This window comes from Cupriavidus sp. UGS-1 (assembly GCF_021213615.1).
GTDB lineage: Bacteria > Pseudomonadota > Gammaproteobacteria > Burkholderiales > Burkholderiaceae > Cupriavidus.
The window spans coordinates 61,683-88,297 of record NZ_JAJQJF010000023.1 but is presented as its reverse complement, the minus strand read 5'-3'; the positions used below and the strand labels follow the sequence as shown (position 1 = coordinate 88,297).

At 68.3% G+C, this 26,615-nt stretch carries 26 protein-coding genes; 10 read left to right on the top strand and 16 right to left on the bottom strand.

Annotation, left to right across the window (positions count from 1 at the left end; translation table 11 throughout):
• From tilS to cysS, 4 genes are all read right to left on the bottom strand, one after another.
• Nucleotides 1-1,042 (bottom strand): tRNA lysidine(34) synthetase TilS (gene tilS, locus LRR16_RS22530; RefSeq protein ID WP_255674204.1); only part of this gene is annotated, 1,042 nt, incomplete at its 3' end.
• Nucleotides 1,043-1,085: 43 nt separating this feature from the next.
• Nucleotides 1,086-2,057, bottom strand: coding sequence for an acetyl-CoA carboxylase carboxyltransferase subunit alpha (locus LRR16_RS22525; protein WP_023264370.1), 972 nt, complete (start codon nt 2,055-2,057; stop codon nt 1,086-1,088).
• A gap of 159 nt (nt 2,058-2,216) precedes the next feature.
• Nucleotides 2,217-3,134, bottom strand: coding sequence for a DNA-3-methyladenine glycosylase (locus LRR16_RS22520; RefSeq protein ID WP_156526370.1), 918 nt, complete (start codon nt 3,132-3,134; stop codon nt 2,217-2,219).
• On the bottom strand, nt 3,119-4,507 hold the full coding sequence (gene cysS, locus LRR16_RS22515; protein WP_232207156.1) for a cysteine--tRNA ligase: 1,389 nt from the start codon (nt 4,505-4,507) through the stop codon (nt 3,119-3,121). The genes LRR16_RS22520 and cysS overlap by 16 nt, the downstream gene beginning before the upstream one ends.
• 239 nt (nt 4,508-4,746) lie before the next feature.
• On the opposite strand from cysS, the gene LRR16_RS22510 reads away from it, so the two are divergent.
• The 4 genes from LRR16_RS22510 (at nt 4,747) to LRR16_RS22495 (ending at nt 7,724) form a co-directional block, all read left to right on the top strand.
• A complete protein-coding gene (locus tag LRR16_RS22510; protein WP_232207155.1) occupies nt 4,747-5,541 on the top strand; it encodes a tetratricopeptide repeat protein in 795 nt (264 codons plus the stop codon).
• 154 nt (nt 5,542-5,695) lie between these two features.
• Entirely contained in the window at nt 5,696-6,313 is a 618-nt protein-coding gene (locus LRR16_RS22505) for a peptidylprolyl isomerase (protein WP_043440631.1), read from the top strand.
• Between the two features lie 12 nt (nt 6,314-6,325).
• Nucleotides 6,326-6,826 carry a peptidylprolyl isomerase gene (locus tag LRR16_RS22500; protein ID WP_023264649.1) on the top strand — a complete coding sequence of 167 codons (501 nt, stop codon included), beginning with the start codon at nt 6,326-6,328 and terminating at the stop codon, nt 6,824-6,826.
• Between the two features lie 115 nt (nt 6,827-6,941).
• Complete coding sequence (locus LRR16_RS22495; RefSeq protein ID WP_232207154.1) at nt 6,942-7,724, top strand: UDP-2,3-diacylglucosamine diphosphatase; 783 nt, start codon at nt 6,942-6,944, stop codon at nt 7,722-7,724.
• Nucleotides 7,725-7,774: 50 nt separating this feature from the next.
• Here LRR16_RS22495 and cysE read toward each other — a convergent pair whose 3' ends face one another.
• Both cysE and LRR16_RS22485 read right to left on the bottom strand, forming a co-directional pair.
• Nucleotides 7,775-8,518 (bottom strand): serine O-acetyltransferase, encoded by a 744-nt coding sequence (gene cysE / locus LRR16_RS22490; protein ID WP_006577564.1) that lies wholly within the window; start codon nt 8,516-8,518, stop codon nt 7,775-7,777.
• Between the two features lie 280 nt (nt 8,519-8,798).
• Nucleotides 8,799-9,695, bottom strand: coding sequence for an RNA methyltransferase (locus LRR16_RS22485; RefSeq protein WP_232207153.1), 897 nt, complete (start codon nt 9,693-9,695; stop codon nt 8,799-8,801).
• Between the two features lie 196 nt (nt 9,696-9,891).
• Between LRR16_RS22485 and LRR16_RS22480 the strand changes: the two genes are divergently transcribed.
• The 3 genes from LRR16_RS22480 (at nt 9,892) to LRR16_RS22470 (ending at nt 14,668) form a co-directional block, all read left to right on the top strand.
• Nucleotides 9,892-10,710, top strand: a complete 819-nt coding sequence (locus tag LRR16_RS22480) for an inositol monophosphatase family protein (protein ID WP_064573223.1) — start codon at nt 9,892-9,894, stop codon at nt 10,708-10,710.
• Nucleotides 10,711-10,889: 179 nt separating this feature from the next.
• Nucleotides 10,890-13,571, top strand: coding sequence for a DNA mismatch repair protein MutS (mutS, locus tag LRR16_RS22475; RefSeq protein WP_232207152.1), 2,682 nt, complete (start codon nt 10,890-10,892; stop codon nt 13,569-13,571).
• Nucleotides 13,568-14,668, top strand: coding sequence for a hypothetical protein (locus LRR16_RS22470; protein ID WP_232207151.1), 1,101 nt, complete (start codon nt 13,568-13,570; stop codon nt 14,666-14,668). The genes mutS and LRR16_RS22470 overlap by 4 nt, the downstream gene beginning before the upstream one ends.
• 75 nt (nt 14,669-14,743) lie before the next feature.
• Here the strand turns inward: LRR16_RS22470 and LRR16_RS22465 are convergent, their stop codons facing one another.
• Nucleotides 14,744-15,271, bottom strand: a complete 528-nt coding sequence (locus LRR16_RS22465; RefSeq protein WP_006576455.1) for a peptidylprolyl isomerase — start codon at nt 15,269-15,271, stop codon at nt 14,744-14,746.
• Nucleotides 15,272-15,282: 11 nt separating this feature from the next.
• Between LRR16_RS22465 and LRR16_RS22460 the strand changes: the two genes are divergently transcribed.
• Together LRR16_RS22460 and LRR16_RS22455 are read left to right on the top strand one after the other, a co-directional pair.
• The gene (locus LRR16_RS22460) at nt 15,283-16,491 is read left to right on the top strand and encodes a JmjC domain-containing protein (protein WP_370646872.1); all 1,209 of its coding nucleotides are present in this window, start codon (nt 15,283-15,285) and stop codon (nt 16,489-16,491) included.
• Nucleotides 16,492-16,690: 199 nt separating this feature from the next.
• Nucleotides 16,691-16,927 (top strand): hypothetical protein, encoded by a 237-nt coding sequence (locus LRR16_RS22455; protein WP_043437644.1) that lies wholly within the window; start codon nt 16,691-16,693, stop codon nt 16,925-16,927.
• Nucleotides 16,928-17,028: 101 nt separating this feature from the next.
• On the opposite strand, the gene LRR16_RS22450 is transcribed toward LRR16_RS22455, so the two are convergent.
• The 8 genes from LRR16_RS22450 to LRR16_RS22415 form a co-directional block, all read right to left on the bottom strand.
• Nucleotides 17,029-17,823: an MBL fold metallo-hydrolase gene (locus LRR16_RS22450; RefSeq protein WP_232207150.1), complete on the bottom strand. Its 795-nt coding sequence runs from the start codon at nt 17,821-17,823 to the stop codon at nt 17,029-17,031.
• An 88-nt stretch (nt 17,824-17,911) separates the two neighbouring features.
• Complete coding sequence (gene bamC, locus LRR16_RS22445; RefSeq protein WP_064573214.1) at nt 17,912-19,147, bottom strand: outer membrane protein assembly factor BamC; 1,236 nt, start codon at nt 19,145-19,147, stop codon at nt 17,912-17,914.
• Between the two features lie 58 nt (nt 19,148-19,205).
• On the bottom strand, nt 19,206-20,090 hold the full coding sequence (gene dapA / locus LRR16_RS22440; RefSeq protein WP_232207149.1) for a 4-hydroxy-tetrahydrodipicolinate synthase: 885 nt from the start codon (nt 20,088-20,090) through the stop codon (nt 19,206-19,208).
• 160 nt (nt 20,091-20,250) lie between these two features.
• Entirely contained in the window at nt 20,251-20,856 is a 606-nt protein-coding gene (locus LRR16_RS22435; RefSeq protein WP_370646873.1) for a class I SAM-dependent methyltransferase, read from the bottom strand.
• A gap of 20 nt (nt 20,857-20,876) precedes the next feature.
• Nucleotides 20,877-22,079, bottom strand: a complete 1,203-nt coding sequence (locus LRR16_RS22430; RefSeq protein WP_064573207.1) for a tryptophan--tRNA ligase — start codon at nt 22,077-22,079, stop codon at nt 20,877-20,879.
• A gap of 51 nt (nt 22,080-22,130) precedes the next feature.
• Entirely contained in the window at nt 22,131-22,796 is a 666-nt protein-coding gene (locus tag LRR16_RS22425; protein WP_006579093.1) for a site-2 protease family protein, read from the bottom strand.
• 100 nt (nt 22,797-22,896) lie between these two features.
• On the bottom strand, nt 22,897-23,520 hold the full coding sequence (locus LRR16_RS22420; RefSeq protein WP_006579094.1) for an L-threonylcarbamoyladenylate synthase: 624 nt from the start codon (nt 23,518-23,520) through the stop codon (nt 22,897-22,899).
• Between the two features lie 16 nt (nt 23,521-23,536).
• A complete protein-coding gene (locus tag LRR16_RS22415) occupies nt 23,537-24,394 on the bottom strand; it encodes a 3',5'-nucleoside bisphosphate phosphatase (RefSeq protein WP_006579095.1) in 858 nt (285 codons plus the stop codon).
• 190 nt (nt 24,395-24,584) lie between these two features.
• Here LRR16_RS22415 and LRR16_RS22410 point away from each other — a divergent pair, with 190 nt between their 5' ends.
• Entirely contained in the window at nt 24,585-25,679 is a 1,095-nt protein-coding gene (locus tag LRR16_RS22410; protein ID WP_232207147.1) for an NAD(P)/FAD-dependent oxidoreductase, read from the top strand.
• A gap of 40 nt (nt 25,680-25,719) precedes the next feature.
• Here LRR16_RS22410 and LRR16_RS22405 read toward each other — a convergent pair whose 3' ends face one another.
• A complete protein-coding gene (locus tag LRR16_RS22405) occupies nt 25,720-26,613 on the bottom strand; it encodes an alpha/beta fold hydrolase (RefSeq protein ID WP_232207158.1) in 894 nt (297 codons plus the stop codon).
• Nucleotides 26,614-26,615: the final 2 nt, after the last annotated feature.

Here is a 26,615-nt window from a genome sequence, read left to right as displayed (position 1 = left end):
CCGGCGACCCGGGCGGCACGCAGGCGAGCACCCGCGAGCGGAAGCGCCGCAGCACCAGCCCGTCGTGCGGCAGCGCAGGCTCGCCGCCGCGATGGTCGATCAGTTGCGCGCGCATCGCGGCCAGGCGGGCCACCGACGGCGCGCGGACCCCGAGGTCGCGCAGCCACAGCCTCAGCACCGCGTCGCCCTGTGCGGCCGGCAAGGCGCGCAGGCCGTCGAGGTCGAGCTCAGCCAGCGTGGCGGCATCGCGGCCGGGATGCGCCAATGTCGCCAGCTGGCGCGCGGCCATGGCGTCGAGCGCGTGAGCGGCTTCCGCCAGATGCGCGGAGGCCTGCGCGACATTGGCGCGCAGCGCCGGGAAGGCGGCGAGCAGCCCGGGCAATTGCTGGCGCAGCGCGTTGCGGGCAAAGCGGGTGTCGTCGTTGGACGGATCGTCGATCCAGCGCAGGCCGTGCGTCTGGCAATAGGCCTCGATGTCGCGCCGTTCGATCTCGAGCCACGGCCGCAGCAGCGCGATGTCGCGGTGCTCGGCGAGGCGCCGCAGCGCCGGCATGCCGGCCAGGCCATGCACGCCGCTGCCGCGGAACAGCCGCATCAGCACAGTCTCGACCTGGTCGTCCAGATGGTGGCCGAACAGCAGCCAGCCGACGTTGTGCTGCTCGCAGAGCTCGGTCAGGGCCTGGTAGCGCGCGCGGCGCGCGGCGGCTTCCAACCCTTCCCCATGTGCCGGAGCGACCGTCACGCGGGCGGCGCGGTATTCGACGCCCCAGTCGCGGCACAACTGCGCGCAGAAGCGCTCCCATTGGTCGGCCTGGGCCTGCAATCCGTGATGGACGTGCAGCGCCAGCAGGGGCACGGGCTGCGCGTCGTCCACGCGCATGGCGGCCAGCGCGGCGCGCGCCGCATGCAGCAGCGCGACCGAGTCGCGGCCGCCGGACAGCGCCACCGCCACCGCCTTCGGACCGTGCCGCTCGTGTTGGCCGGCCCCGGAAACGACAAAGGCCGCACCGGCCTGCAGGGCCTGTGCGACCTTGTCGGTCAGCGTGGCGGTCGGGTCGCGCAAATCGGGCGCGGCGGGATCAGCCTCAGCCCTGGGCGCCGGTTTCCTTGAACTTGCCATAGGCCATCAGCCGCTCGTGGCGGCGCGCCTGCAGTTCCTTGACGCTGATGCCCTGGAACTGGCGCAGCGACTCGGCCAGCGAACGCTTGAGCATGGCGGCCATCGCCTTCGGATCGCGGTGCGCGCCGCCCAGCGGCTCGTTGACGATCTTGTCGATCAGGCCCAGTGCCTTCAGTCGATGCGCGGTCAGGCCCAGCGCCTCGGCGGCCTCGGGCGCCTTCTCGGCGGTCTTCCACAGGATCGAGGCGCAGCCTTCCGGCGAAATCACCGCGTAGGTGGCGAATTGCAGCATCTGCACCACATCGCCCACGGCAATCGCCAGCGCGCCGCCGGAACCGCCCTCGCCGATGATGGTGGCGATCAGCGGCACCTTCAGGCCGGCCATCACGTACAGGTTGTGACCGATCGCCTCCGACTGGCCGCGCTCCTCGGCGTCGATGCCCGGGAATGCGCCCGGCGTGTCGACGAACGTGAAGATCGGCAGGCCGAACTTGTCGGCCAGTTCCATCAGCCGTTTGGCCTTGCGATAGCCCTCGGGCTTGGACATGCCGAAGTTGCGCAGCGCGCGCTCCTTGGTGTCCCGGCCCTTCTGGTGGCCGATCACCATGCAGGCCTGGCCGTTGAAGCGGGCCAGGCCGCCCACGATCGACAGATCGTCGGCAAAGGCGCGGTCGCCGTGCAGTTCGTGGAAGTCGGTGAAGATCTCCCGCACATAGTCCAGCGTGTAGGGACGCTGGGGATGGCGAGCGATCTGGGCCACCTGCCATGGGGTCAGGTTGGCGTAGATGTCCTTGGTCAGCTGCTGGCTCTTGCCGGCCAGCCGCGAAATCTCTTCGGAAATGTCGACGGCCGAGTCGTCCTGCACGAAGCGCAGTTCTTCGATTTTTGCCTCGAGTTCGGCGATCGGCTGTTCGAAATCCAGGAAGGTGGTTTTCATTGAATCACACGTACCTGTCTGTGAAGGGGCGCATTCTACCGGAATTTCCTGGCGCTCCGGGCGCTGAAATCGCCTCGTATGCGCCGCTTGCGCCGCCTGAAGATGGTGAAAGGAGCACTTTCGTGCCCCGGCTTTCGGCTATCGGTTATCGAAGCCAGACTAGTAAGTGACAGGCAGCGGATCAAGGCTGCGCCACATGTACCAGGTCGCCACGGTGCGCCACGGCTCCCAGTTGGCGGCGACTTCGCGTGCCTCGCTGCGCGTGACCGGTTCTCCGCTGAAATAGTTGGCCGAGATCGCGTTGATCAGGCCGATGTCGTCCAGCGGCAGCACGTTCGGCCGCATCAGGTTGAACATCAGGAACATCTCTGCAGTCCAGCGGCCGATGCCGCGGATCTGCGTCAGCTCGGCGATCACCGCCTCGTCGTCCATCTCGGCCCACTTGTCGACATGGACCCGCCCCGCCTTGAAGTGATCGGCCAGATCGACGATGTATTCGGCCTTGCGGCGCGACAGCCCGCAGGCGGCCAGCTTGTCGACGCCGGCTCGCAGCAGCTGCGCCGGGGTCAGCTTCGGACAGGCGGCGGCCAGCCGGTCCCATACCGATTGCGCGGCCTTGACCGAGATCTGCTGGCCGACGATCGAACGCGCCAGCGTGATGAAGGGATCGCCGCGCGAAATCAGATGGGCTGGCCCGTAGGTCGGGATCATCTTGCGCAGGATGCGGTCGCGCTTCATCAGGTCGGCGCAGGCCTCGTCCCAATAGGCGGGACGCACGGCGCCCTCGACCGTCTCGACCGGCAGCGGGATCGCCGCGGCCTCGGGCAGCGCCGTCTTGCCGGCGCGCGTGGTCTTCAGCGCCGGCTTGCCGTCGGCCTTGGTCACCGTGCGGCCCTTCGGCGCGGCCACCTCGCCGGCGGCGGGCGCCTTGGCGACCCTTGCCGGCTTGGTGGCCTTGGTCGCACTGGTCGCCTTGGCCGCCTTGATGGCTGGCTCTCCGGTGGCCCGCGCCGGCCTGGCGGCCTTGGCCGCCGTGCCGGGCGTCTTGCGCACGGCAGCGTTCAAGCACGCCTCCATTCGGTCACGCCGCCCGGCTTGTCCTCCAGCACGACGCCGGCCTCGAGCAGCTCGGCGCGGATGCGGTCGGCCTCGGCAAAGTTCCGCTCGGCCTTGGCCTGCTTGCGCGCGGCGATGCGTTCTTCGATCTGTTCCGGCGCGATGCCCGCCGAGTCGGCGCCGCCCTGCAGGAAGGCGTGTGCATCGCGGCCGAGCAGGCCCAGCGTGGCGGCCAGGCTCTTCAATTGCCGTGCCGCCGCGGGCGAACCGCTGCGGTTGACTTCGCCGGCCAGGTCGAACAGCACCGAGACCGCGATCGGCGTATTGAAGTCGTCGCCCATCGCCTCGGCGAAGCGGCGCGCGTGCGGCTCGTCCCAATCGAGCGGTTGCGTGTCGGGCTGCACGTCCTTCAGCGCGGTGTACAGGCGGGTCAGGCCGTGGCGCGCGTCGTCCAGATGCGCGTCGCTGTAGTTCAGCGGGCTGCGGTAGTGCGCGCGCAGGATGAAGAAACGCACGACCTCGGCATCGTACTGTTTCAGCACCTCGCGGATCGTGAAGAAATTGCCGAGCGACTTCGACATCTTCTCGTCGTTGATGCGCACGAAGCCGTTATGCATCCACACGTTGACGAAGGGCTTGCCGCTGGCGCCCTCGGATTGCGCGATCTCGTTCTCGTGGTGCGGGAACTGCAGATCGGCGCCGCCGCCATGGATGTCGAAATGCTCGCCGAGCAGCGCGCAGCTCATCGCCGAGCATTCGATATGCCAGCCCGGACGGCCGGCGCCCCACTTCGACGGCCACTTGCTTTCGGCCGGCTCGCTGTCCTTGGCGGACTTCCACAGCACGAAGTCGAGCGGATCGTGCTTGGCATCGTTGGCCGCGACGCGCTCGCCGGCGCGCAGGTCCTCCAGCGACTTGCCGGACAGCTTGCCGTAGCCATTGAACTTGCGCACCGCGTAGTTGACGTCGCCGTCGCTGGCCTGATACGCCAGGCCCTTCGCTTCCAGCTTGCCGATGATGTCGAGCATCTGCGGCACGTATTGCGTCGCGCGCGGCTCGTGGTCCGGACGCTGGATGCCGAGCGCGGCCGCGTCCTCGTGCATATAGCCGATGAAACGCTCGGTCAGCTCGCCGATGGTCTCGCCGTTCTCGGCGGCGCGGCGGATGATCTTGTCGTCGATGTCGGTGATGTTCTGCACATAGGTCACCTCGTAGCCGGCGGCGCGCAGCCAGCGCTGCACCATGTCGAACACCACCATCACGCGCGCGTGCCCGACGTGGCAGTAGTCGTACACCGTCATGCCGCAGACATACATGCGGACCTTGCCGGGTTCGATGGGCACGAAGGGCTGTTTCTCGCGCGCGAGCGTGTTGTAGATGTTCAGTGGATGCATGAAACGGGGTGTTCGAAGAGAATGCGTGGCGCCTGCCGCGCGAGCCGGTGCGACTGGCCGATCGCGCGCCGGCCGACTTGCCGGCCGACTCGCCGGACGACGTGACACGGCGATGCGTCGCGGCCGCGGCGTCGACATCGGTTCGCCGAGCGAGGCCATATCTTACCGGAAGCCTTCGCGCGTCGGCGTCGATGCCGCGCTTTGCTAGAATGCCGCGAAGTATAAAGGACCGCACCTACATGAGCTTGCCATCGTCCAACGTCGCGACCGACGCCATGCATCACGTCACGCCCGGCAACATGACCGTGCGCCGCCGCGCCGCCACCATCGTACGCCGCGCATGCGCCGTCGCCGTGGCGAGCGCTGCCGCGCTGCTGAGCGCCCTGCCCGCTGCGCCGGTGCTGGCGCAGTCCGTTGGCTTCCCCGGCGGCGCCGCGCCCGGCGCGAAGGGCTTCCAGCCTTCGGGCGACCCCGGTATGGCCGACGCCGAGAAGGCAGCGCAGCAGCGGCGCTATGCGGAGGCGATCGAGCGCTTCGACAAGGTGATCGCCGCCAACCCGCGCAATGTGCAGGCCCGCTTCGAGCGCGCCTGGGCGCTGTCGCAGGCCGGCCGCGAGGACGAGGCGGTGCAGGCCTTCCACGAGATCGCACAGGAATATCCCGAACTGCCCGAGCCGCACAACAATCTGGCGCTGATCTATGCGCGCCGGGGCGATCTGAAGCGCGCCGAGGCCGAACTGCTGGCCGCGCTCGAAGCCAAGCCCGGCTTTGCGATCGGCTATACCAATCTGGGCGACGTCTACCGCAAGCTAGCCGAGCGCTCCTACGCCGAAGCGCTCAAGCGCAACCCCGGCGACGCACGCGCGCGCACCGGCCTGGCCGCGGTCGGCACCAAGGCGGCGGCCAAGGCCCCAGCCAATGCGCCGGCTGCCGCGCAGCCGCGCACGCGCGAGCCGGCCGACGAGCCGCAGGCCCCGATCGCCCCGCCGCCGCTGCCCAGGCCGCCCGGTCCGGATCGCGAAGACCTGGACTGAGCTGACCGCAGCATTGCCCGGCTCGCACCGCTTGGCCCATGCATGCGGCAGCGAGCGGGCGTGATCGTTATCCATGCGGGGCGATTGCCGGAATGGCGCGTCCATCGACCGCCTGCATCCGCCGATCGTCCTCGCCCAATCCCTGGAGATTCCCATGTCCCTGACCCGACGCGGCGCCCTCGGCGCCATGCTGGCCGCGCTGATGGCCGGCACCCTGAGCTTCGGTGCCGCCCAGGCACAGGCGCCGGCTCCCTCCTCGGCGCCGGCAGCCTCGGCCGCCGAGCGCGTGCGCTTTGCCACCAGCGCCGGCAGCTTCACCATCGAGGTCTATCCCGACGCTGCGCCCAAGACGGTCGCCAACTTCCTGGAATACGTGAACAGCGGCTTCTACAGCGGCACGATCTTCCACCGCGTGATCAACGGCTTCATGGTGCAGGGCGGCGGCTTCGACCGCGACATGAAGCAGAAGCCGACGCGCGCGCCGATTCCGCTCGAGTCGCAGAATGGCCTGAAGAACAAGGCCGGCACCGTGGCGATGGCCCGCACCGGCGATCCGAACTCGGCCACGGCGCAGTTCTTCATCAATGTGGTAGATAATCCGAGTCTCGACTATCCGCAGCCGGACGGCAACGGCTATGCCGTGTTCGGCAAGGTGGTCGAAGGCATGGACACCGTCGATCGCATCAAGAAGTCGCCGACCACTGCCTACGGCCCCATGCGTAATGTGCCAGCCACGCCGATCGTCATCGAGTCGGCCACCATCGTCAAGTAACAGAGGAAAGCCATGTCCAAGGTCCAGCTGCAAACGAATCACGGCGCCATCGTCATCGAACTCGACGCCGACAAGGCGCCCAAGACGGTGGAGAACTTCCTGTCCTATGTCCGCAAGGGCCACTACGACAACACGATCTTCCACCGCGTCATCAAGAACTTCATGATCCAGGGCGGCGGCTTCGAGCCCGGCATGAAGCAGAAGCCGACCGACGACCCGATCGACAACGAGGCCGGCAATGGCCTGAAGAACGATCGCTACACCGTGGCGATGGCGCGCACCAACGCGCCGCACTCCGCCACCGCGCAGTTCTTCATCAACGTGGTCGACAACGACTTCCTGAACTTCACGTCGCCGACGCCGCAGGGCTTCGGCTATGCGGTGTTCGGCAAGGTCGTCGAAGGCACCGATGTGGTCGACAAGATCAAGGGCGTGCGTACCGGCAGCGCCGGCTTCCATCAGGACGTGCCGCTCGAGGACGTCGTGATCGAGAAGGCGGTGGTGCTCGAGTAAACGTGCGCCAAATCTTCGCGGCACATCGTCCCGCACGGCGCGTGCTGCCTCTTTGCGGCACAGCGCGCGCCACTCACGGCGGCATGCCCTCGCCCATGGAAATCGTTCCGGATCGATGAGCCCCGCCGCCAGCACGCCGGCTGCCTCCGTCCTCGCGGTGGAGGCGCCGGCGTGGTTCATTTCCGACCTGCATCTGACCCCGGGGATGCCGCGCACGCTGGCGGCATTCGAGCGCGTGCTCGAACGCGCCGCCGAACAGGCGCGCACCCTCTTCATCCTCGGCGACTTCTTCGAATTCTGGATCGGCGACGAGGAGCGCGAGGCACCGTTTCCGCGCGCCGTCGCCGCGGCGCTGGCGCGCCTGTCAGCGCGCGGCGTGCCCGTCTATCTGATGCACGGCAATCGCGACTTCCTGCTCGGTCCTCGCTTTGCCCGCGAGGCCGGCGCCACGCTGCTGCCCGACCCGACCGTGATCGACTGCGCCGGCCACCGCGTGGTGCTGACCCACGGCGATATGCTTTGCACCGACGACACGCGCTATATGCGCTTCCGGCACTGGACCCGCAAAGCCTGGATCCAGCGGCTGTTTCTGGCGCTGCCGCTGTCGTGGCGGCTAGGCATCGCGCGCAAGCTGCGCAGCGACAGCGAGGCCGGCCGCCAACGGCCCGGGCCGCCGCGCGACTACGGCGATGTCGCACCGGCCGCGGTGGCGGCGCTGCTGCGCGACAGCGGCACGGCGGCGATGGTGCATGGCCACACGCACCGCCCGGCCCGGCATGACGAGCCGCATGGCCTGCGCTGGGTACTGACCGATTGGGATCTCGATGGCGCGCATCCGCGCGCGGCGGCATTGCAGCTCGATGCCGAGGGCTTTCGCGAGCTGCCGCAGCTCGACTGAGCCATCAGGGCAAGACGGAGGTCCTGCCCCGTTCGCTTGATGCGATCGCGCTACTTCATCAGCTTGCGCAGCTCGCTGGCATCGAAGCGATCGTTGGGCGTGTTCTCCAGATGCTCGCCGAGCCGGTCCAATGCCGCCTGCACGGCCTCGAGCTTTTCCTGTTGGCTGGCCGCATGGTCGATCAGGCTTTTGAGCGCCAGCGACACCGGATCGTCGGCATTCGGCGTGATGCCGTAAGCCGAGAACTCCTGCCGCGCGCCCTGCTGCGAAGGCGGCGCGTCCGGCAGGATGATGCGGGCCGGCACGCCGACCGCGGTCGCGCCCGGCGGCACCGGCTTCAGTACCACCGCATTGGAGCCGACGCGCGCACCGTCGCCGATGGTGAAGCCGCCCAGCACCTTGGCGCCGGCGCTGACGACCACGCCGGTGCCCAGCGTCGGATGCCGCTTCTGTCCCTTGTACAGCGAGGTGCCGCCGAGCGTCACACCCTGATAGATCGTGCAGTCGTCGCCGATCTCGGCGGTCTCGCCGATCACCACGCCCATGCCGTGATCGATGAACACGCGCCGGCCCATCTTCACCGCCGGATGGATCTCGATGCCGGTCAGGAAACGCGACCAGTGCGAGATCCAGCGGCCCAGCCAATGCATCCCTGCATTCCAGCAGGCGTGCGCGAAGCGGTGGAACACCACGGCATGCAGGCCCGGGTAACACGTCAGCACCTCCAGCCGGCTGCGCGCGGCGGGGTCGCGCTGCATGATGGTGTCGATATCTTCCTTGAGGCGAGAGAACATCTTGGTCGTGTGCGATTGCCCCGCCGTGCCGCGCGCCATCGGAACGCGCATGCCGCCGGGGTCGTGTCCGGGCAATGCCCTGGGGAAAACGGAAGCAGGGAGTGTAAGAGATTTGGCACCCTGATGCCGTCATGGGCATCGGGCGCCGCACCTGCCCCGCCGCTACGTCGACACGCGCGGGAGCAGCCCGGGCGTGCGCGGCGCGGGCGTCAACATCGCTCGCGATGGAAGGCGTGAGGAGCGTCGGTGCCCAGAGAAGAGGCGGCGATTCGCGCCAATGTCATGTCTCCGTGGTGTTGCCACTGCGGTCGCTGTTGCGGTCGCCGCCGCGCGGTCCGCGTCCGGCCAGTGTCATCTGCTTGGCGATGCCGCGCAGCAGATTGACTTCCTCCTGCTCCAGCCCGCTGCGCGCGAACAGCCGCCGCAGCCGCGGCATCAGCTTCTTCGGATGGGCCGGATCCAGAAAGCCGATCGCCTCCAGGCCCTGCTGCAGATGCACGAACATCGCCTCGATCTGCTCGGCCGTGGCGGCCTGCCCAGCATAGCCGATATCGCTCGGCACCGCCGCGCGCTCCTGCAGCAGCGCCAGCCGCATCTCGTAGGCGACGAGCTGCACCGCCTGGGCCAGGTTCAGCGAGGCGTAGGCCGGATTGGCGGGGATATGGGTCACCACCGAGCAGCGATCGACGGCCTCGTTGGGCAGGCCGAAGCGCTCGTTGCCGAAGACGAACGCGATATCGGCCGGCTCGGCGGTTTCCGCTTCGATGCCGGACGCGCCGGCCAGCAGGTGCTCGCTGGCCTTTGCCGTCGCCTCGCGCGGCAGCAGCCGCGGTGGCCCGAACTCGCGCTGGCGCGCGGTCATCGCGACGGTATAGGACGCGCCGGCCAGCGCCGCCTCCAGATCATCGACCACAAGCGCGGCCCGCAGCACGTCGTCGGCACCGCTGGCCAGCGCGACGGCTTCCGGATGCTCGCGCACGGCCGGCTCCCGCGGCGACACCAGCACCAGCGTCCCGGGCCGGCCGCCGAAGCCCATGGTCTTGATGGCGCGCGCCACCGAGCCGACGTTGCCGGGATGGCTGGTCTCGACCAGCACGAAGCGCACGCGCGCGAACGCGGCGTCCAGGGCCTGCTGCGGGGCGCCCGGGGCCTCGTTTGCGTGCTTGCTCGTGTCCATTGACGGGTTCCTATACAATGCGGGGTTCAATTTATTTGGCGCGCCGCTCCGCCGCTCCGGCCAAGGCATCGATGCCGGCCAGCGCAGCCAGGGCCAGCGCGCCCGTTCTTCTACAATCCGTTGTGTTGTCCGCCGGGAGCCGCGCGCGCCATGCCGTCCGCAGCGCTGCCCGCTTTCCGGCGTCCTGGAGAGATTCATGCATCCGATGCTCAATATCGCCATCAAGGCCGCCCGCAAGGCCGGTTCCATCATCAACCGCGCGTCGATGGACGTGGATCTCCTGCGTGTTTCGCGCAAGCAGCACAACGATTTCGTCACCGAGGTCGACCGCGCCGCCGAGGCCGCGATCATCGAGATCATCCGCACGGCGTACCCGGAACACGGCATTCTAGCGGAAGAGTCCGGCCAGTCCTGGCGCGAGGGCGAGGAAGGCCACGAGTACACCTGGGTCATCGACCCGCTCGACGGCACCACGAATTTCATCCACGGCTTCCCGCAATACTGCGTGTCGATCGCCCAGCTGCACAAGGGTTCGCCGGTGCAGGCGGTGGTCTACGACCCGACCCGCGACGAGCTGTTCACCGCGACCAAGGGCGCCGGCGCCTTCCTGAACAACCGCCGCATCCGCGTCAGCCGCCGCGACAAGCTGGCCGACTGCCTGATCGGCACCGGCTTCCCCTTCCGTGACCTGGACGGCCTCGAGGCCTATGTCGAAGTGTTTGCGCTGATGACGCAGAACTGCGCCGGCCTGCGCCGGCCCGGCGCCGCCGCGCTGGACCTGGCCTACGTCGCCTGCGGCCGGCTGGACGGCTTCTTCGAGACCGGCCTGAAGCCCTGGGACATGGCGGCCGGCATGCTGCTCATCACCGAAGCCGGCGGCCTGGTCGGCAACTACGCCGGCGAAGCGCGCCAGCTCGAACAGGGCGAGGTGCTGGCCGGCAACCCGAAGGCATTCGCGCAGATGGTGCGCCTCCTGACGCCGTATTCGCTGGACAACGGCGGGCCAGCGGCCTGAGGGGTCGGCCCCGGGATGAACCGGGGCGCTAACCCATCCCTGACAGTTTTTCCCCCAACTCCTCTCCGTTCCCGGCCGCAACGCGCAGTAAAATGCGCGTTTGCGTGCGACGCCCACGGCCTCGCGCACGCTCCGAACCCGGCCGCTGCCCGTCTGCAGCGGCCCGCCGAGAGGATTGCATGTCCGAAGACCTGCCAACTACCGCGGCCGCCAGCGCATCGGCTGGTACCGCGGAAAAACACACGCCGATGATGCAGCAATATTTGCGCATCAAGGCCGACCATCCGGACACCCTGCTCTTCTACCGGATGGGCGATTTCTACGAGCTGTTCCACGACGACGCCGAGAAGGCCGCGCGGCTGCTCGACATCACGCTGACCGCGCGCGGCAGCTCCAACGGCGTGCCGATCCGCATGGCCGGCATCCCCTTCCATTCGGTCGACCAATACCTGGCCAAGCTGGTCAAGCAGGGCGAGTCGGTGGCGATCTGCGAGCAGATCGGCGATCCGGCCACCAGCAAGGGCCCGGTCGAGCGCAAGGTGGTCCGGATCGTCACTCCCGGCACGCTGACCGATGCGGCGCTGCTGCCTGACAAGGCCGATACCTTCCTGATGGCGGTGCACCAGCAAACGATGCGGCGCGGCGTCAGCAAGACCGGGCTGGCCTGGCTCAACCTCGCCAGCGGCGAACTGCGGCTGATGGAATGCGAGGCGGCACAACTGGCGCGGGAGCTGGAGCGCATCCGCCCCGCCGAGCTGCTGCACACCGATGGCATCGAACTGCCGGCGCATCCGTGCGCGCGCACCCGCTTGCCCGAGTGGCACTTCGACCAGGATGCCGGCGCGCGTCGCCTGCGCGAGCAACTGGGCGTCGCCAGTCTCGATCCGTTCGGCTGCCGCCCGCTGGGCGCAGCACTCGGCGCGGCCGGCGCGCTGCTGAACTATGCGGCCAGCACGCAGGGCCAGTCGCTGCGCCATGTGCAGGGCGTCACGGTCGAACACGAAACCGAATTCGTTGGCCTGGACACCGCCACGCGCCGCAATCTCGAACTGACCGAGACGCTGCGCGGCGGCGAAGCGCCGACGCTGTTCTCGCTGCTCGATACCTGTGCCACCGCGATGGGCAGCCGGCTGCTGCGCCACTGGCTGCACCATCCGCTGCGCGAGCGGTCGATTCCCCAGGCACGGCAGCAGGCCATCGGCGCGCTGCTGGCGCAGGACGTCGACACGCTGCGCGCGCGCCTGCGCCGGCTCGCCGACGTCGAGCGCATCACCGCCCGGCTGGCGCTGCTGAGCGCGCGTCCGCGCGACCTGTCGTCGCTGCGCGATACGCTGGCGGCGCTGCCCGACGTGCAGGCCTGCGTGACCCCGGACGACACCGCCCCGCTGCTGGCGCAGACGCTGGCGGAGCTCGCGGTGCCGCAGGACTGCCTGGACCTGCTGGCGCGCGCGATCGCACCGGAGCCGTCGACGGCCGTGCGCGATGGCGGCGTGATCGCCCGCGGCTACGACGCCGAGCTCGACGAGCTGCGCGATATCTCCGAGAACTGCGGGCAGTTCCTGATCGACCTGGAAGCGCGCGAACGCACCCGCACCGGCATCGCCAACCTGCGCGTCGAATACAACCGCGTGCATGGCTTCTATATCGAGGTCACCAACGGCCAGGCCGACAAGGTGCCCGACGACTATCGCCGGCGCCAGACGCTGAAGAACGCCGAGCGCTATATCACGCCGGAGCTGAAGGCCTTCGAGGACAAGGCGCTGTCGGCGCAGGACCGTGCGCTGGCGCGCGAGAAGCAGCTGTACGAAGGTCTGCTGCAACTGCTGCTGCCGCATATCGGCGAGCTGCGCCGGGTCGCGGCGGCGCTGTCGCGGCTGGACGTGCTGGCCGCGCTGGGCGAACGGGCGCGCACGCTGGACTGGTCGTGCCCCGAGCGCGTCGACGAGAACGTGATCGACATCGTGCAGGGCCGTCATCCGGTGGTCGAGGGTCAGCTGGCCGCGGAATCGACGCCGTTCATCGCCAACGACTGCCAGCTGACCGAGGCGCGCAAGCTGCTGCTGATCACCGGCCCGAACATGGGCGGCAAGTCGACCTTCATGCGCCAGACCGCACTGATCGTGCTGCTGGCCTGCGTCGGCGCCTATGTGCCGGCGCGGCGCGCGACGGTCGGGCCGATCGACCGGATCTTCACGCGCATCGGCGCCGCCGACGACCTGGCCGGCGGCCGCTCGACCTTCATGGTCGAGATGACCGAGGCCGCCGCGATCCTGCACAACGCGACGCCGCACAGCCTGGTGCTGATGGACGAGATCGGCCGCGGCACGTCGACCTTCGACGGCCTGGCACTGGCATGGGCGATCGCCCGTCATCTGCTCGCGCACAACCGCAGCCACACGCTGTTCGCCACGCACTATTTCGAGCTGACACAGCTGCCGCAGGAATTTCCGCAGGCGGCCAACGTGCATCTGTCCGCGGTCGAGCATGGCGACGGCATCGTCTTCCTGCACGCGGTGCAGGACGGCCCGGCCAGCCAGAGCTACGGCCTGCAGGTCGCGCAACTGGCAGGCGTGCCGCAACCGGTCATCCGCGCCGCGCGCAAGCATCTGGCCTGGCTCGAGCAGCAATCGACCGACGCCACGCCGACGCCGCAGCTGGATCTGTTCGCGGCGCCGGCGGTGCCCACGGCTGACGATGACGATGTCCGCGACGATGGCGCCTCCGCTTCCGTTGCGCCGGCCAACGATGCGCTGAACGAGGCGATGCGCGAGCTCGATCCCGACAGCATGACGCCGCGGCAAGCACTCGACGCCTTGTATCGACTGAAGGCGCTGGCCGAGGAATCCGGTCAGCCGGCATGACGATGGCAAGCGTGCGCCGCCGGGCCCTGTCGTGCCGACCGCTGCTGGCCATTGCGATGGCGGCGGCGCTGCTGGGCGCGTGGTGCACGCAGAGCGCCGCCGCCGTGCAGCCGGTCGCCGCCAAATCGCAGGCAGCCGGCGGCAAGGCCGACGGCAAAGGCGGCAAGGCTGTCGACTCGCGACTGGTCCGCATCGCACTGATCGCCGACCTGCCCCAATGGCCCGACGCCGAGGCGCCGACACAGCAACTGCTGGACAACCTCGCGCAGCGCAAGCTCGCCTTCGTGATCCATGCCGGCGGCATCAAGGGCGATACCGAGTCGTGCGCCGATGCAATGCTGGCCGGCCGGCTGGGGCTGCTCGATCTGTCGCCGCTGCCGCTGATCTATATCCCGGGCGAAACCGACTGGGCAGAGTGTGAGCAGGCGGTCAACGGCAGCTTCGATCCCGACGAGCGGCTGGCGCGGCTGCGCGAGCTGGCCTTCCCGGACGACGATTCGCTGGGCCAGCGCAAGCTCCGGCTGATCCGGCAATCGGATCAGGCCAAGTTCCGCAGCTATCGCGAGAACGTTCGGTGGACCGCGGGCAAGGTGCTGCTGGTCGGCATGAACGTGCCCGACGACAACAACCACTATCGCACCGAGGCCGGCCGCAACGGCGAATTCGAGGATCGCCGCGAAGCCAACCGGCAATGGCTGGCGCGCGCGTTCTCGGTCGCCGAACAGGAATCGCTCGACGGCATCGTGCTGGTGATCCACGGCGATCCGCTGTTCGGCAACGGCTGGGAGAAGCGCGGCAAGCCCACGCTGCTCGACGGATTCCTGCGCCATCGCAAGCGCGACGGCTATCTTGAATTCAAACGGCAGTTGCGCGAGCTGGTCAGCGACTATCGCGGACAGGTGCTGCTGATCCACAGCAGCATCGGCGGCTTCGGCATCGATACGCCGCTGCGCGATGCGAAGGGCAAGACGATCCGCAGCTTCACGCGCGTCGCGCTGCCGGTGGGCTCGCCGAAGCAATGGACCGAACTGACGATCTCGCCCGATTCGCGTTCGCTGTTCTCGGTCGCGCTGCAGGACGGCGCGGGCAAGAACTAGCGCGGAAACTTCGTCCCCCGGAAAGCGAAAAAGCCGGCAATGCCGGCTTTTCCGTTCAATGGATCCATACGCCGATCAGTGCAGCGTGCGCGGGCTGTCGTCGTCCTCGTCTTCGTCGACCACCTCGATGCCCGACGCGCCGTGCGCGTGGCCGTGCTCCACTTCTTCGGCGGTCGCTTCGCGGACCTCGGAGACCTTCAGCCAGAAACGCAGCGCCATGCCGGCCAGCGGATGATTGCCGTCGAGCACCACCTTGTCCTCGGCGACATCGGTAACGGTATAGATCACCGAATCCTCTTCGTCACCGTCTTCGGGCACGCCTTCGAACTGCATGCCGACTTCCAGCGGCTCGGGAAAACGATCGCGCGGCTCGACCTTGACCAGTTCGGCGTCGTAGTCGCCGAAGGCATCCTCGGGCTCGAGCTGCAACTGCGTCTCGAAGCCTGCGGCATGACCGTCGAGTGCTTCCTCGATCTTGGGGAACGTGCCATCATAGCCGCCGTGCAAGTAGACCATCGGCTCATCCGATTCTTCGATCAGATTGCCCTGCGCATCCGACAGCTTGTACACCACGGACACAACCGTGTTCTTCGCGATTTTCAATTCTTCACTCCATGAACGATTCCGCATTATACGCGCAGGCCCTGCCCCGCGGCCCGGTGGATCCGGATGCGCCACTTCAGCTGCTCGGGGGCATGACGCCCGCCGCATTCATGCGTGATATCTGGCACCGCAAACCCCTGCTGGTTCGACAAGCCATCCCTGATATCGTGCCCCCAGTCTCGCGGGAAGCGCTTTTCGAGCTGGCCGACCGCGACGACGTCGAGTCGCGGCTGGTCACCCACTTCCGCAACCGCTGGAAACTGGCGCACGGCCCCTTTGCCGCCGACAACCTGCCGCCCGCCAAGGCGCGCCAATGGACGCTGCTGGTCCAGGGCGTGAACCTCCACAATAGCGCGGCGGCAGCGCTGATGGGGCAATTCCGCTTCATTCCCGATGCACGCCTGGACGATGTGATGGTCAGCTATGCCACCGACGGCGGCGGTGTCGGTCCGCACTTCGACTCCTATGACGTGTTCCTGCTGCAAGTTTCGGGCCGGCGCCACTGGCGCATCTCGTCGCAGGACCGGCTCGACCTAGTGCCCGATCTTCCATTAAAGATACTGGCCGAATTCGAAGCGGAACAGGAGTTCGTGCTGGAGCCGGGCGACATGCTGTACCTGCCGCCGCAATACGCCCACGATGGCGTCGCCGACGGCGAGTGCATGACCTGCTCGATCGGCTTCCGCGCGCCGGCCTATCGAGAGCTGGCGGGCCATTTTCTGGCGTGGCTGTCGGAAACCGTGGAAGACAACGAAGCGTTGTCCGGGCGTTATGCCGATCCCGGTCAGGCAGCCACTTCGCGCCCCGCGCAACTGCCGGCGGATCTCGCCCGCGCCGTTGCGCAACGGCTGCAGGCGTTGCGCTGGTCCAATGACATGGTGTCCGAGTTTATCGGCACCCATCTGTCCGAACCGAAGCCCGGCGTGGAGTTCGCCGAGGTTCCGCAAATCGCCGCCGGAAAATACGCGAAACTGGCGAGAACGCACGGCATTGTGTTGGCGCCGGCTTCGATCGCGCTATACGACCGCAGCCATTTCTTCCTCAATGGCGAGGCCTACGAGGTGCCGGGCGAGCTGGCCGGCTGGCTGCGCCGGCTGGCCGATCGACGCCATTTGACCGCCGCCGAGGTCGCGCAATGCGCCGACCTGCCCGAGTTGATGGAGACTTTTCACCATTGGACGCTGGAGGGCTGGCTGCAGCTGGCACCGGCTGCGATGTAATAATGCGTAACAGTGTGGTCAGCAAATGACGCCGCTACACAAGCCGGGAAAACGTGGATATAATCGCCAGCTGGCTCGTACTGTGGACCAAAGCAATTACGGCACCGGGGAGAGCCATTAAATTGAAGTTCACGAGCGATAATTACCGGTAATTATTCATCGCCTGTTTTTCTTTCTATTACAAGTTAAAGGACGAACAATGAAGAAGTCTCTCCTGATCGCTTCCCTGCTGGCTGCTGTTGCCGTGGCCGCTTGCGGCAAGAAGGAAGAAGCCGCTCCCGCAGCTGACACCGCTGCTCCGGCTGCTACCGCTCCGGCTACCGAAGCTTCGGCTCCGGCTGCTGACACCGCTGCTGCTCCGGCTGCCGACGCTTCGGCCCCGGCTGCTGACGCCTCGGCTCCGGCCGCTGACGCTTCGGCTGCGGAAGCCAAGTAAGCGTTCGCCCGAACGAAAAAACCGGCCTTCGGGCCGGTTTTTTTTATGGGCGCTCGCCGGGCCGCGCCGCCGCGGCCGGCTAGCCCCTTGGTCTGATCGCTTCAGATCGATCCCTTCACCGCCTGCCAGCCCAGGCCCTCGTACTGGTCCGCGACCAGGATATCGTCGGCCACCGTGCCGAGCGCCGCCGCCAGCGCGCCGGTCGCCAACGCCGGCGTGTTGTTCTGCTGGCTCAGATGGGCCGCAACCACGCGGCCGAGGCCGCTGTGCGCGACGCGCGCCAGGATCGCCGCGGCCACCTCGTTGGCCAGATGGCCGAAGTCGCCGCCGATGCGCCGTTTCAGCGAAGGTGGATACACCGAGTTGCGCAGCATCTCGCGGTCGTGATTGCACTCGAGCACCAGCGCATCGACGCCCGCCAGACGGGCCACCAGATAAGGCGTCTCCATTCCCGCGTCGGTCAGCACGCCAAGCCGTGCATCGCCATCGGACAGCACGAACTGCACCGGCTCGCGCGCATCGTGGGGCACCGTGTAGGGCAATACCTGCAGATTGCCGATCTCGAACGTGTAGTCGGCGCCGATCACACGCACATCGGCCTTGTCGGCACCGCGCAGATGCGAGGTCGCGAGCCAGGTGCCATGCGTGGTGAAGACCGGCAGCCCATGCCGCGCGGCAAAGGCATAGGCCGAGCCGACATGGTCGCCGTGCTCGTGCGTGACCAGCACCGCGTCGAGCCCGTCCGGGGTCACGCCAAGCCGCTCGAGCCGCCGCGCGGTCTCGCGCAGGCCGAAGCCGCAGTCGAGCAGCACGCGGGTCACGCTGGCGCCATCGCGGGATTCGATCAGCAGCGAATTGCCTTCGCTGCCGCTGCCCAGAAAGCCGAACCGCATCATCGCCGCGCCCGCCCCTTGTCGGGACGGGCCACGGCGGCGCGCCGATCCGGCATCGCAGGTCCGCTCAATGCAGCGCGCAAGGCGGCGCTCAATGCAGCTGCTCGTCGAGCAGCGTCAGGATGCGCTTGGCGATCTCGGTCGACTCCGGCTGCCCGGCGTCGTTCAGCACGGTGACGGTGGTGCCCGAACCGCTGCCCTTCAGCGCGACGCGATACTTCTTGGCCTGGCGCGCGGCATCGCCGCCGCTGCGCGTGAACAGCTTGGAGAAGAAGCCGCGGTTGTCGTTGACCGTGTCACGGGTATCGACATAGCGGACGTAGTACAGGCCCTGGCCGCGGTCGCGGTCTTCGACCGTGAAGTTGACGCGGTCCAGCGCGAGGCCGACCGAGCGCCAGGCGCGGTCGAACGGCTCGGGCAGCTGCAGTGCCTGCGCGCCGTTGACCTGCGTCAGATAGCTGGCCGAAGCCGCCGCGGCCGCGGTCTTGCCGGCGCCGGCGTCGGCCGGCGCGGCCGGCTTGGCGGCGCCAGCCGGTGCGGGCAGCGTGCCGTTCTTGGCCATGCGGTCGGCCTGTTCCTTCTGCACGCCCAGGCGCTGCGCCAGGCGCGACAGGAATTCGGCCTCCAGTTCGGGATCGGCCGCGCGAGGCGTCCACACCGTCTGCGACTTGTCCAGGCCGGTCAGCTCTTCCTTGGCGCCGCGATGGCTGATGAAGACTTCGAGGTTGCCGTTCTGGCCCTTCTCGACGCGGCTGCGGAACTTGTCGCGCTCCGAGGTCGAGTACAGGCTGTCGAACACCTTGCCGATCGTGTTGCGGATGAAGTCCTGCGGAATCTTGGCGCGGTTCTCGGCCCAGTCGGTTTCCATGATGCCGGTCTCGGGCGAGTCCTGCACCAGCAGGAAGCCGTTCTCCTGCCAGAACTCGCGCATGGTTTGCCACAGCTGGTCCGGCGCCATGCCGTTGCTGATGACGAGCCAGCGCTGGTTGCCGTCGCGCTCGACGCGGATGCCTTCCGCCGACGGCAGCACGTTGGTGCCGGCGACCTTGGGCTGGGTGCTGGTGGCCTGCTGGTAGCCCGACAACGTCGTACCGGCCTGCTCGGGGACCGAATAACGGCGGTCGCCGTCGAGCTTGGTCAGGTCCGGCGGCACCTCGAGCGTCGAGGTCCGCTTGGCGGCGGCGGCCGACTTGTAGTCGATCTTGTCGGCCTGCATCATGTCGTTGACGGTGCTGCAGCCAGCGATCATGCCGAAGGCGAGCAGCGGCAAGACCAGGGCGGCACGGCGGCCTTGCGGCACGCCATGGCGGTTAAGCTTGAGTTTCATTGACACGCAATCCTAGTGAAGGGAATGACCGCTTGGCGCGAAAGAAAAATCGGAACGATCAGGCGAGCAGCCCGGCGCCGGCCAGCGCGCGGCGCACGGTCTCGTGGTGCTCGGACGACAGCGGCGTCAGCGGCAGGCGGATGCCGCCGGCCATCTTGCCCATCTGCTGCAGCGCCCACTTGACGGGGATCGGGTTGGCCTCGATGAACAGCGCCTTGTTCAGCGCGATCAATTCCATATGGAGGCGGCGCGCCGTGATCGCATCGCCCTTGAGCGCGGCGACGCACAGCTCGTGCGTCTTGCGCGGGGCCACGTTGGCGGTCACCGAGATATTGCCGTGGCCGCCCAGCAGCATCAGCGCCACCGCGGTGGGATCGTCGCCGCTGTAGATCGCGAAGCCTTCCGGCGCGTCCTTGATCAGCTGGGCCGCGCGGTCGATATTGCCGGTGGCCTCCTTGACGCCGACGATGCCCGGCACCTGCGCAAGGCGCAGGATGGTGTCGTTGCTCATGTCGGCGACGGTACGTCCCGGCACGTTGTACAGCAGCACCGGCAGGTCGACCGCTTCCGCGATCGTGCGGAAATGCCGGACCATCCCTTCCTGCGTCGGCTTGTTGTAGTACGGCACGACCTGCAGCGACGCATCGGCGCCAACCTGCTTGGCGAACGCGGTCAGTTCGATCGCCTCGCGCGTCGAGTTGCCGCCGGTCCCGGCGATGATAGGGATACGCCCGGCGGCCTGCTCGACCGCGACCCGGATCAGCTCGCAATGCTCCTCGACCGACACGGTAGGCGATTCCCCCGTGGTACCGACGATCACGATGCCATCGGTGCCCTCGGCGACGTGCCAGTCGATCAGGCTGCGCAGCGCGGGGTAATCCAGGCTGCCGTCCTCCTGCATCGGCGTCACGATGGCGACGATGCTGCCGGTAATCTGTGTCATAGCTCGTATGGTTTTCGAGATTTCGAATAGCGGGATTGTACCGGATACGAATTGGCCGCCGAAGCACACCGGCAATCCCTGCCTACCGGGGCAAACACCAAGTGGATCAACGCATTGACCCGCTTGTGCGCCGACATGGCGGCCACGTCGCGCCGCGCGATCAGCCGTCCAGGCGATAGCGTGGCGGGGCCGCCGCTCCGGCGCCTTCCAGTGCCTCGCGCACGGCGCACATGCGCTGTACGAACGCCGTCCGCGGCACTTCGATGACGCCGTCCTCGTAGGCGATCACCCGCAGGCGGCCGCGCACCGCATCGAGCAATTCGCCGGGCCGCAGCAGGAAATCGGGGTTGGACGGCTTGCCGACCGTCTCGTTCCCCGCTGCGAACGTCTCGTAGACCAGCACGCCGCCGGGCGCCAGCGCATCGAGCAGATGCGGCCACAGCGGGCGATGCAGATAGTTGGTGACGATCACCGCGTCGAACGGCGCCTCGTCGCCGAGCGGCCAGGCGCCCTGCTCCAGGTCGGCCTGGCGGGTGCGGACGGCCGGCGGCAGGCCGGCCAGCGCGGCGCCATCGCGATCGACGCCAAGCACCGCGAAGCCGCGCTCGGCCAGCCAGCGCGCATGGCGCCCGCTGCCGCAGGCGAGGTCCAGCACGCAGCCGCCGGCGCGCAGCAACGGCGTCCAGCGCACCACCCACGGCGACGGCTCGCCGATCGCAGCGTGCGGCGCACCGACAGCCAGGGACGGAGGCACGGACGGCGGCATGGACGGCGGCAGGGAGCCCATCAGCGGTATCCCAGCCCCATCGCCTCGCGCACCTCGCGCATGGTCTCCTGCGCGACCGCGCTGGCCTTGGCGCAGCCGTGGTCGACGATGTCGCGCAGCAGGGCCGGATTGTCCATGTACGGCTGCGCGCGCTCGAGCATCGGCTGCTGCTCGCGCAGGATGCCCTCGATCACCGGCTGCTTGCATTCGATGCAGCCGATGCCGGCGCTGCGGCAGCCCTTGAGCACCCACTCTTTGGTCGGCTCGTCGGAATAGACCTGGTGCAGCTGCCATACCGGGCAGCGCGCCGGCTCGCCCGGATCGGTGCGGCGCACGCGCGCCGGGTCGGTCGGCATCGTGCGGACCTTCTTCTCGACCGAGTCCTTGTCCTCGCGCATGCGGATCGTGTTGCCGTAGGACTTCGACATCTTCTGGCCGTCGAGCCCGGGCATCCGCGACGCCGCCGTCAGCAGCGCCTGCGGCTCGACCAGGATGGTCTTGCGCGAGCCCGCCAGATAGCCCAGCAGCAGCTCGCGATCGTCATTGGACAGGCTCTGCGATTGCGCGACCAGCGCGCGGCCCTCTTCCAGCGCACTGTCGGTGCCCTGCTCCTGGAAGGTCTTGCGCAGGTCGAGGAACACGCGGGTACGCTTGCCGCCGAGCTTTTTCGCGGCCTCCTGCGCCTTCTCCTCGAAACCGGGCTGGCGGCCATACAGGAAGTTGAAGCGGCGCGCGATCTCGCGCGTGATCTCGACGTGCGGCACCTGGTCCTCGCCCACCGGCACCTTGTCGGCGCGGTAGATCAGGATGTCGGCCGCCTGCAGCAGCGGATAGCCGAGGAAGCCGTAGGTCGCCAGGTCCTTGTCCTTCAGTTTCTCGATCTGGTCCTTGTAGGTCGGCACGCGCTCGAGCCAGCCCAGCGGCGTGCCCATCGACAGCAGCGTGAACAGCTCGGCGTGCTCGGGCACGCGGCTCTGGATGAACAGCGTCGCCTGCTCCGGATCGACGCCGGCGGCCAGCCAGTCGGTCAGCATTTCCCAGACCGATTGGCCGATCACCTCGGGCGATTCGTAGTGCGTCGTCAGCGCGTGCCAGTCGGCCACGAAGAAGAAGCACGGGTGCTCCGACTGCAGCTTGACCCAGTTTTTCAGCACGCCATGGTAGTGGCCAAGATGCAGCGCGCCGGTAGGCCGCATGCCGGAGAGAACGCGATCGGGGAACATGTCGTTGTAATCAGTCTTTCAGGAAATCATTGCACCAGCGTCATTGCAGCGTCATTGCACCAGTGCCAGGATCGGCGCCAGCAGCAGCTGGACCAGCGAGCCGAGCAGGCTCATCACTGGCTGCATCCAGACCCGCGTGATCACGCCGGCCGCGACCAGCGCCAGCACGACGAAGATGCCGTACGGCTCGATCTTCGACAGCGCGTACGCCATCCGCTGCGGCAGCAAGGCGCTGAGCACGCGCCCGCCGTCGAGCGGCGGAATCGGGAACAGGTTGAACGCCGCCACCACCAGGTTGACCAGCACGCCGGCGCGCGCCATCTGCGCGAAGAACGGCTCGTCGACCTGCGCCAGCACCAGGCCCAGCGCGATCAGCGCCCAGGCGAATGCCTGCACCAGGTTCGCGCCCGGGCCGGCCAGCGCCACCCACATGCTGTGCCAGCGCGGATTGCGCAGCCGGCCGAAGGCGACCGGCACTGGCTTGGCGTAACCGAACACGAACTGGCCGCTGGTGACCAGGTACAGCAGCAGCGGCACGGCGATGGTGCCGATCGGATCGATATGGCGCACCGGGTTCAGGCTGACCCGGCCGAGGATATAGGCGGTGTTGTCACCGAAATGCTTGGCCACATAGCCATGCGCGGCCTCGTGCAGCGTGATGGCGAACAGCACGGGCAGCGCGTAGACCGCGAAGGTCTGAATCAGAGAGGCGTCCATGGGGCGCTATTGTAACGGCGGGCACCGCTCGCCACGCCGATTCGTCGGGCGCGTCGCGCGCGCGGGGTGGCGCGAGGCGCCCAGCGGCAACACGCCGCGCTCACAGCCCGAAGCGGGCGACATCGCCACGTCCGGCGCGTACCAGCACCGGTTCGCCGCTGGTCAGGTCGATCACCGTACAGGCATGCGCGGGCGCGGTGCCGCCGCAGATCACCAGGTCGAGCTGCTTCTGCAGCCGTTCGCGGATCTCCAGCGGATCGTCCAGCGGCGCGGCGTCGCCGGGCAGCTGCAGCGTCGCGCTGATGATCGGCTGGCCCAGTTCGTTCAGCAGCGCCTGTGGGATGGCGTGGTCGGGCACGCGCACGCCGATCGTCTTGCGGGCCGGATGCGACAGCCGCCGCGGCACCTCCTTGGTGGCCTCGAGGATGAACACATAGGGCCCCGGCGTGGCGCCCTTGATCCAGCGGTACTGGCGGTTGTCGACCCGGGCGAAGTTGCCGAGTTCGGACAGGTCGCGGCACATCAGCGTCAGGTGGTGCTTGTCGTCGATGCCGCGCAGCCGGCGCAGGCGCTCTACCGCCGCCTTGTCGTCGAGCCGGCAGGCCAGCGCATAGCTCGAATCGGTCGGCAGCGCGATCAGCCCGCCCTTGCCGACGATCTGGGCGGCCTGCTTGATCAGCCGCGATTGCGGATCGAGCGGATGGATATCGAAGAACTGCGACATGGCGCGAGCGGGCGGCTTACCAGTCGTGCCAGACCGGCGTCAGCGACGACGGCAGCGGCGGCAGCGTGCCGATCTCGACGCGTCCCTCGCCCGGCCCATGGAAGTCCGAGCCGCGCGAGGCGAGCAGCCCGTAGTGGCGCGCGACGTCGGCATAGCGGCGGTACTGGTCCGGCGTATGGCTGCCGGTCACGACCTCGACGGCGCCGCCGCCAAGCGCGGTGAACTCGTCGAACAGCGCGTCGTGCTGCGTATCGGTGTAGTCGTAGCGGCCGGGATGCGCCATCACGGCAATGCCGCCGGCGGCGCGGATCCATTTGACCGCCTCGCCGAGCGTGGCCCAGCGATGGCCGACATAGCCGGGCCGCCCTTCGGTCAGATAGCGGTCGAACACCTCGGAGATATTGCCGCAGATGCCCTCGTCGACCATCCAGCGGGCAAAGTGCGTGCGCGAGATCAGGTCCGGGTTGCCGACATAGCGCAGCGCGCCTTCGTAGGCGCCCTCGATGCCGACCGCGCGCAGTGCCTCGCCGATGTCCTGCGCGCGGCGGGCCCGGCCCGAGCGCGTCGCGGTCAGGCCGTCGATCAGTTCGGGGCACAGCGGATCGATCTGCAGGCCGACGATGTGCACCGTCTGGCCGGCCCAGGTCACCGAGATCTCGACGCCGGGCACATAGCGCATGCCCAGCGCCTCGGCGGTCTCGCGCGCGATCAGCTGGCCGCCCAGTTCGTCATGGTCGGTCAGCGACCAGATTTCGACGCCGTTCGCGTGCGCCCGCTCGGCGACGACCGCGGGCGGCAGCGTGCCGTCCGAGATGGTCGAGTGGCAATGCAGGTCGGCGTTGATGGCGTGGGAGGCGGCGTGGGAAGCGTGCATTCCGTCATTCTACTCCCGCGCCTTCGCCGCCCGCAGAGCCGAGGGCAGCCCCCCGGCGCAGGCCGCGCAAAGCCATGCCGCCAACGGTGGCGTAGCCGGAAGCGCGGCGGGGCCGGGGTATAGTGGACGCCTCCCCAGTCTCTTCGCGCCGCGTGCCGTCATCGCGCGCGCCGACCGCAACGATCCGATCATGCAGAACTCCCACCCGGCCTCCCCCTCCCACGACGCTTCCTCTCCCGCTGCAACGCATGCCGAGCCGGTCCGCACCGACGTGCTGATCGTCGGCGCCGGACCGGTCGGCCTGTTCGCCGCGTTCCAGGCCAGGGTGCTGGGCCTGCAATGCGAGATCATCGATGTGCTGGACCGCGCCGGCGGCCAGTGCACCGAGCTCTATCCCGAGAAGCCGATCTACGACATTCCTGCGGTGCCCGGCTGCCTGGCCCAGGAACTGGTCGACCGGCTGCTGGAGCAATGCGCGCCGTTCGCCGTGCCGATGCATTTCGGCCAGCGCGCCGAGGGCGTGCAGGAGCTGCCGGGCGAGCCGCAGCGGCTGCTGGTCGCCACCGACGCCGGCAAGCGTTTCGACGTCGCCGCGGTACTGATCTGCGCCGGCGCCGGCGCCTTCGCCCCGCAGCGCGTGTCGCTGCCCGAGGCGGCCCCGCTCGAGGGCCGGCATTTGCACTATGCGGTACGCGACGTGTCGCGCTTCGCCGGCAAGCGCGTGATCGTCGCCGGCGGCGGCGACTCGGCGCTGGACTGGGCGCTGGCGCTGCGCAAGGTGGCCGCGCGCGTCACGCTGCTGCATCGGCGCGAAGGCTTCCGCGCGGCCGACCATACCGTGGCCGAGATGCGCGCCGCGGTGGCGGCCGGCGAGATGGATTTTGTCGTCGGCATGCTGGGCGCGCTGCAGACCGAGGGCGACACGCTGGTCGCTGCGCAGGTACGCACACGCGAGGACACGCTGACGCTGCCGGCCGACGAACTGGTCGCCCTGTACGGCCTGGTGTCCGAACCGGGCCCGATCGCGCATTGGGATCTCGACATGCGCGCCGGCCGCATCCTGGTCGATACGACGACCTACGAAAGCTCGCGCCGCGGCATCTTTGCCGCCGGCGATATCGCGTTCTATCCGAACAAGCAGAAGCTGATCCTGTCCGGCTTCCACGAGGCCGCGCTGGCGCTGCGCCGCGCCTATCACTACGCCTTCCCGGACAAGGCGCTGGTCCACGTGCATACCAGCAACAACGCCGCGCTGAAGCAGGCGCTGACGCACGGCGCGGACTGAAATCCTGGGGTCTTGAGGCGCTGACGCCGGCCGCGCGGGCTCAACCGCAGAACGACTCGATCAGCGCGGCAACCGCCTCGGGCTGGTCGTGATGCAGCATGTGGCCGGCGTCGTCGACGATCACCTCGCGGAAGTCGCGGAACGCGGCAAAGCGCTGCTTGAATTCCGCGATGCTCTGCTTGTGGGCGATATGGCGCAGCGTCTCGGAGTCGCGCGCCTCGACATGCAGCACGGGCGCGGTCGCCGCGGCCCAGATCGCCATCGCCTCGTCGACCCGATACAGCACCGGATTGATCATCTTGTGCGCGGGGTCGCCGAGGATCTCGCAGTGGCCCGCTTCGTTGCGGCGCGACCAGTGTTCGGCAAGAAACGCCGCGCGATCGTCGCGCAGCCGCGGATTGGTCTTCTTCAGCCGCGCCGCGACCGCCTCGACGCCGTCGTAGGTCTTCAGCGTCGGCGGTTCACGCAATTCGTCGAGCCAGCGGGCAAAGCGCCGCGGCGCCTGTTCCGGCCGCGTGGCGGTCATGCCAAAACCTTCCAGGTCCACCACGCGGCGCACCCGCTCCGGACGCACGCCGGCGTAGAAACACGCGATGTTCGCGCCCATGCTGTGGCCGACCAGGTCGACCGCGCCGTCGGGCTGATAGTGGTCGAGCAGGACCTCGAGATCGGCCAGATAGTCGGGAAACCAGTACGAGGCCGTGCCCGGATGGCGGGTCGGCCAACCGCTGCCGCCGAAGCCGCGCCAGTCCGGCGCGATCGCATGCCAGCGGCCGCGCAGCGCGTCGACCAGGAACTGGAACGAGGCCGCCACGTCCATCCAGCCATGCAGCAGGAACAGCTTCGGCGCGCCGGGTTCGCCCCAGTGGCGCACGTGGTAATCGAGGCCACGCACCGTGATACATTCGGAGCGCGATGTGTCGCGGATCGTCATGG

Excerpts from the sequence above, each read along its gene's own strand:
- LRR16_RS22410 (WP_232207147.1), top strand. The coding sequence starts at position 24,585 with ATGCAGAACTCCCACCCGGCCTCCCCCTCCCACGACGCTTCCTCTCCC.
- bamC (WP_064573214.1), bottom strand. The coding sequence starts at position 19,147 with ATGAAACTCAAGCTTAACCGCCATGGCGTGCCGCAAGGCCGCCGTGCC.
- LRR16_RS22455 (WP_043437644.1), top strand. The coding sequence starts at position 16,691 with ATGAAGAAGTCTCTCCTGATCGCTTCCCTGCTGGCTGCTGTTGCCGTG.
- LRR16_RS22435 (WP_370646873.1), bottom strand. The coding sequence starts at position 20,856 with ATGCCGCCGTCCGTGCCTCCGTCCCTGGCTGTCGGTGCGCCGCACGCT.
- LRR16_RS22420 (WP_006579094.1), bottom strand. The coding sequence starts at position 23,520 with ATGTCGCAGTTCTTCGATATCCATCCGCTCGATCCGCAATCGCGGCTG.
- LRR16_RS22505 (WP_043440631.1), top strand. The coding sequence starts at position 5,696 with ATGTCCCTGACCCGACGCGGCGCCCTCGGCGCCATGCTGGCCGCGCTG.
- LRR16_RS22495 (WP_232207154.1), top strand. The coding sequence starts at position 6,942 with ATGAGCCCCGCCGCCAGCACGCCGGCTGCCTCCGTCCTCGCGGTGGAG.
- LRR16_RS22460 (WP_370646872.1), top strand. The coding sequence starts at position 15,283 with ATGAACGATTCCGCATTATACGCGCAGGCCCTGCCCCGCGGCCCGGTG.
- LRR16_RS22500 (WP_023264649.1), top strand. The coding sequence starts at position 6,326 with ATGTCCAAGGTCCAGCTGCAAACGAATCACGGCGCCATCGTCATCGAA.
- LRR16_RS22450 (WP_232207150.1), bottom strand. The coding sequence starts at position 17,823 with ATGATGCGGTTCGGCTTTCTGGGCAGCGGCAGCGAAGGCAATTCGCTG.
- LRR16_RS22470 (WP_232207151.1), top strand. The coding sequence starts at position 13,568 with ATGACGATGGCAAGCGTGCGCCGCCGGGCCCTGTCGTGCCGACCGCTG.
- LRR16_RS22480 (WP_064573223.1), top strand. The coding sequence starts at position 9,892 with ATGCATCCGATGCTCAATATCGCCATCAAGGCCGCCCGCAAGGCCGGT.
- LRR16_RS22485 (WP_232207153.1), bottom strand. The coding sequence starts at position 9,695 with ATGGACACGAGCAAGCACGCAAACGAGGCCCCGGGCGCCCCGCAGCAG.
- LRR16_RS22425 (WP_006579093.1), bottom strand. The coding sequence starts at position 22,796 with ATGGACGCCTCTCTGATTCAGACCTTCGCGGTCTACGCGCTGCCCGTG.
- LRR16_RS22430 (WP_064573207.1), bottom strand. The coding sequence starts at position 22,079 with ATGTTCCCCGATCGCGTTCTCTCCGGCATGCGGCCTACCGGCGCGCTG.
- LRR16_RS22510 (WP_232207155.1), top strand. The coding sequence starts at position 4,747 with ATGAGCTTGCCATCGTCCAACGTCGCGACCGACGCCATGCATCACGTC.
- dapA (WP_232207149.1), bottom strand. The coding sequence starts at position 20,090 with ATGACACAGATTACCGGCAGCATCGTCGCCATCGTGACGCCGATGCAG.
- cysE (WP_006577564.1), bottom strand. The coding sequence starts at position 8,518 with ATGTTCTCTCGCCTCAAGGAAGATATCGACACCATCATGCAGCGCGAC.
- cysS (WP_232207156.1), bottom strand. The coding sequence starts at position 4,507 with ATGCATCCACTGAACATCTACAACACGCTCGCGCGCGAGAAACAGCCC.
- LRR16_RS22405 (WP_232207158.1), bottom strand. The coding sequence starts at position 26,613 with ATGACGATCCGCGACACATCGCGCTCCGAATGTATCACGGTGCGTGGC.
- mutS (WP_232207152.1), top strand. The coding sequence starts at position 10,890 with ATGTCCGAAGACCTGCCAACTACCGCGGCCGCCAGCGCATCGGCTGGT.
- LRR16_RS22520 (WP_156526370.1), bottom strand. The coding sequence starts at position 3,134 with ATGGAGGCGTGCTTGAACGCTGCCGTGCGCAAGACGCCCGGCACGGCG.
- LRR16_RS22525 (WP_023264370.1), bottom strand. The coding sequence starts at position 2,057 with ATGAAAACCACCTTCCTGGATTTCGAACAGCCGATCGCCGAACTCGAG.
- LRR16_RS22415 (WP_006579095.1), bottom strand. The coding sequence starts at position 24,394 with ATGCACGCTTCCCACGCCGCCTCCCACGCCATCAACGCCGACCTGCAT.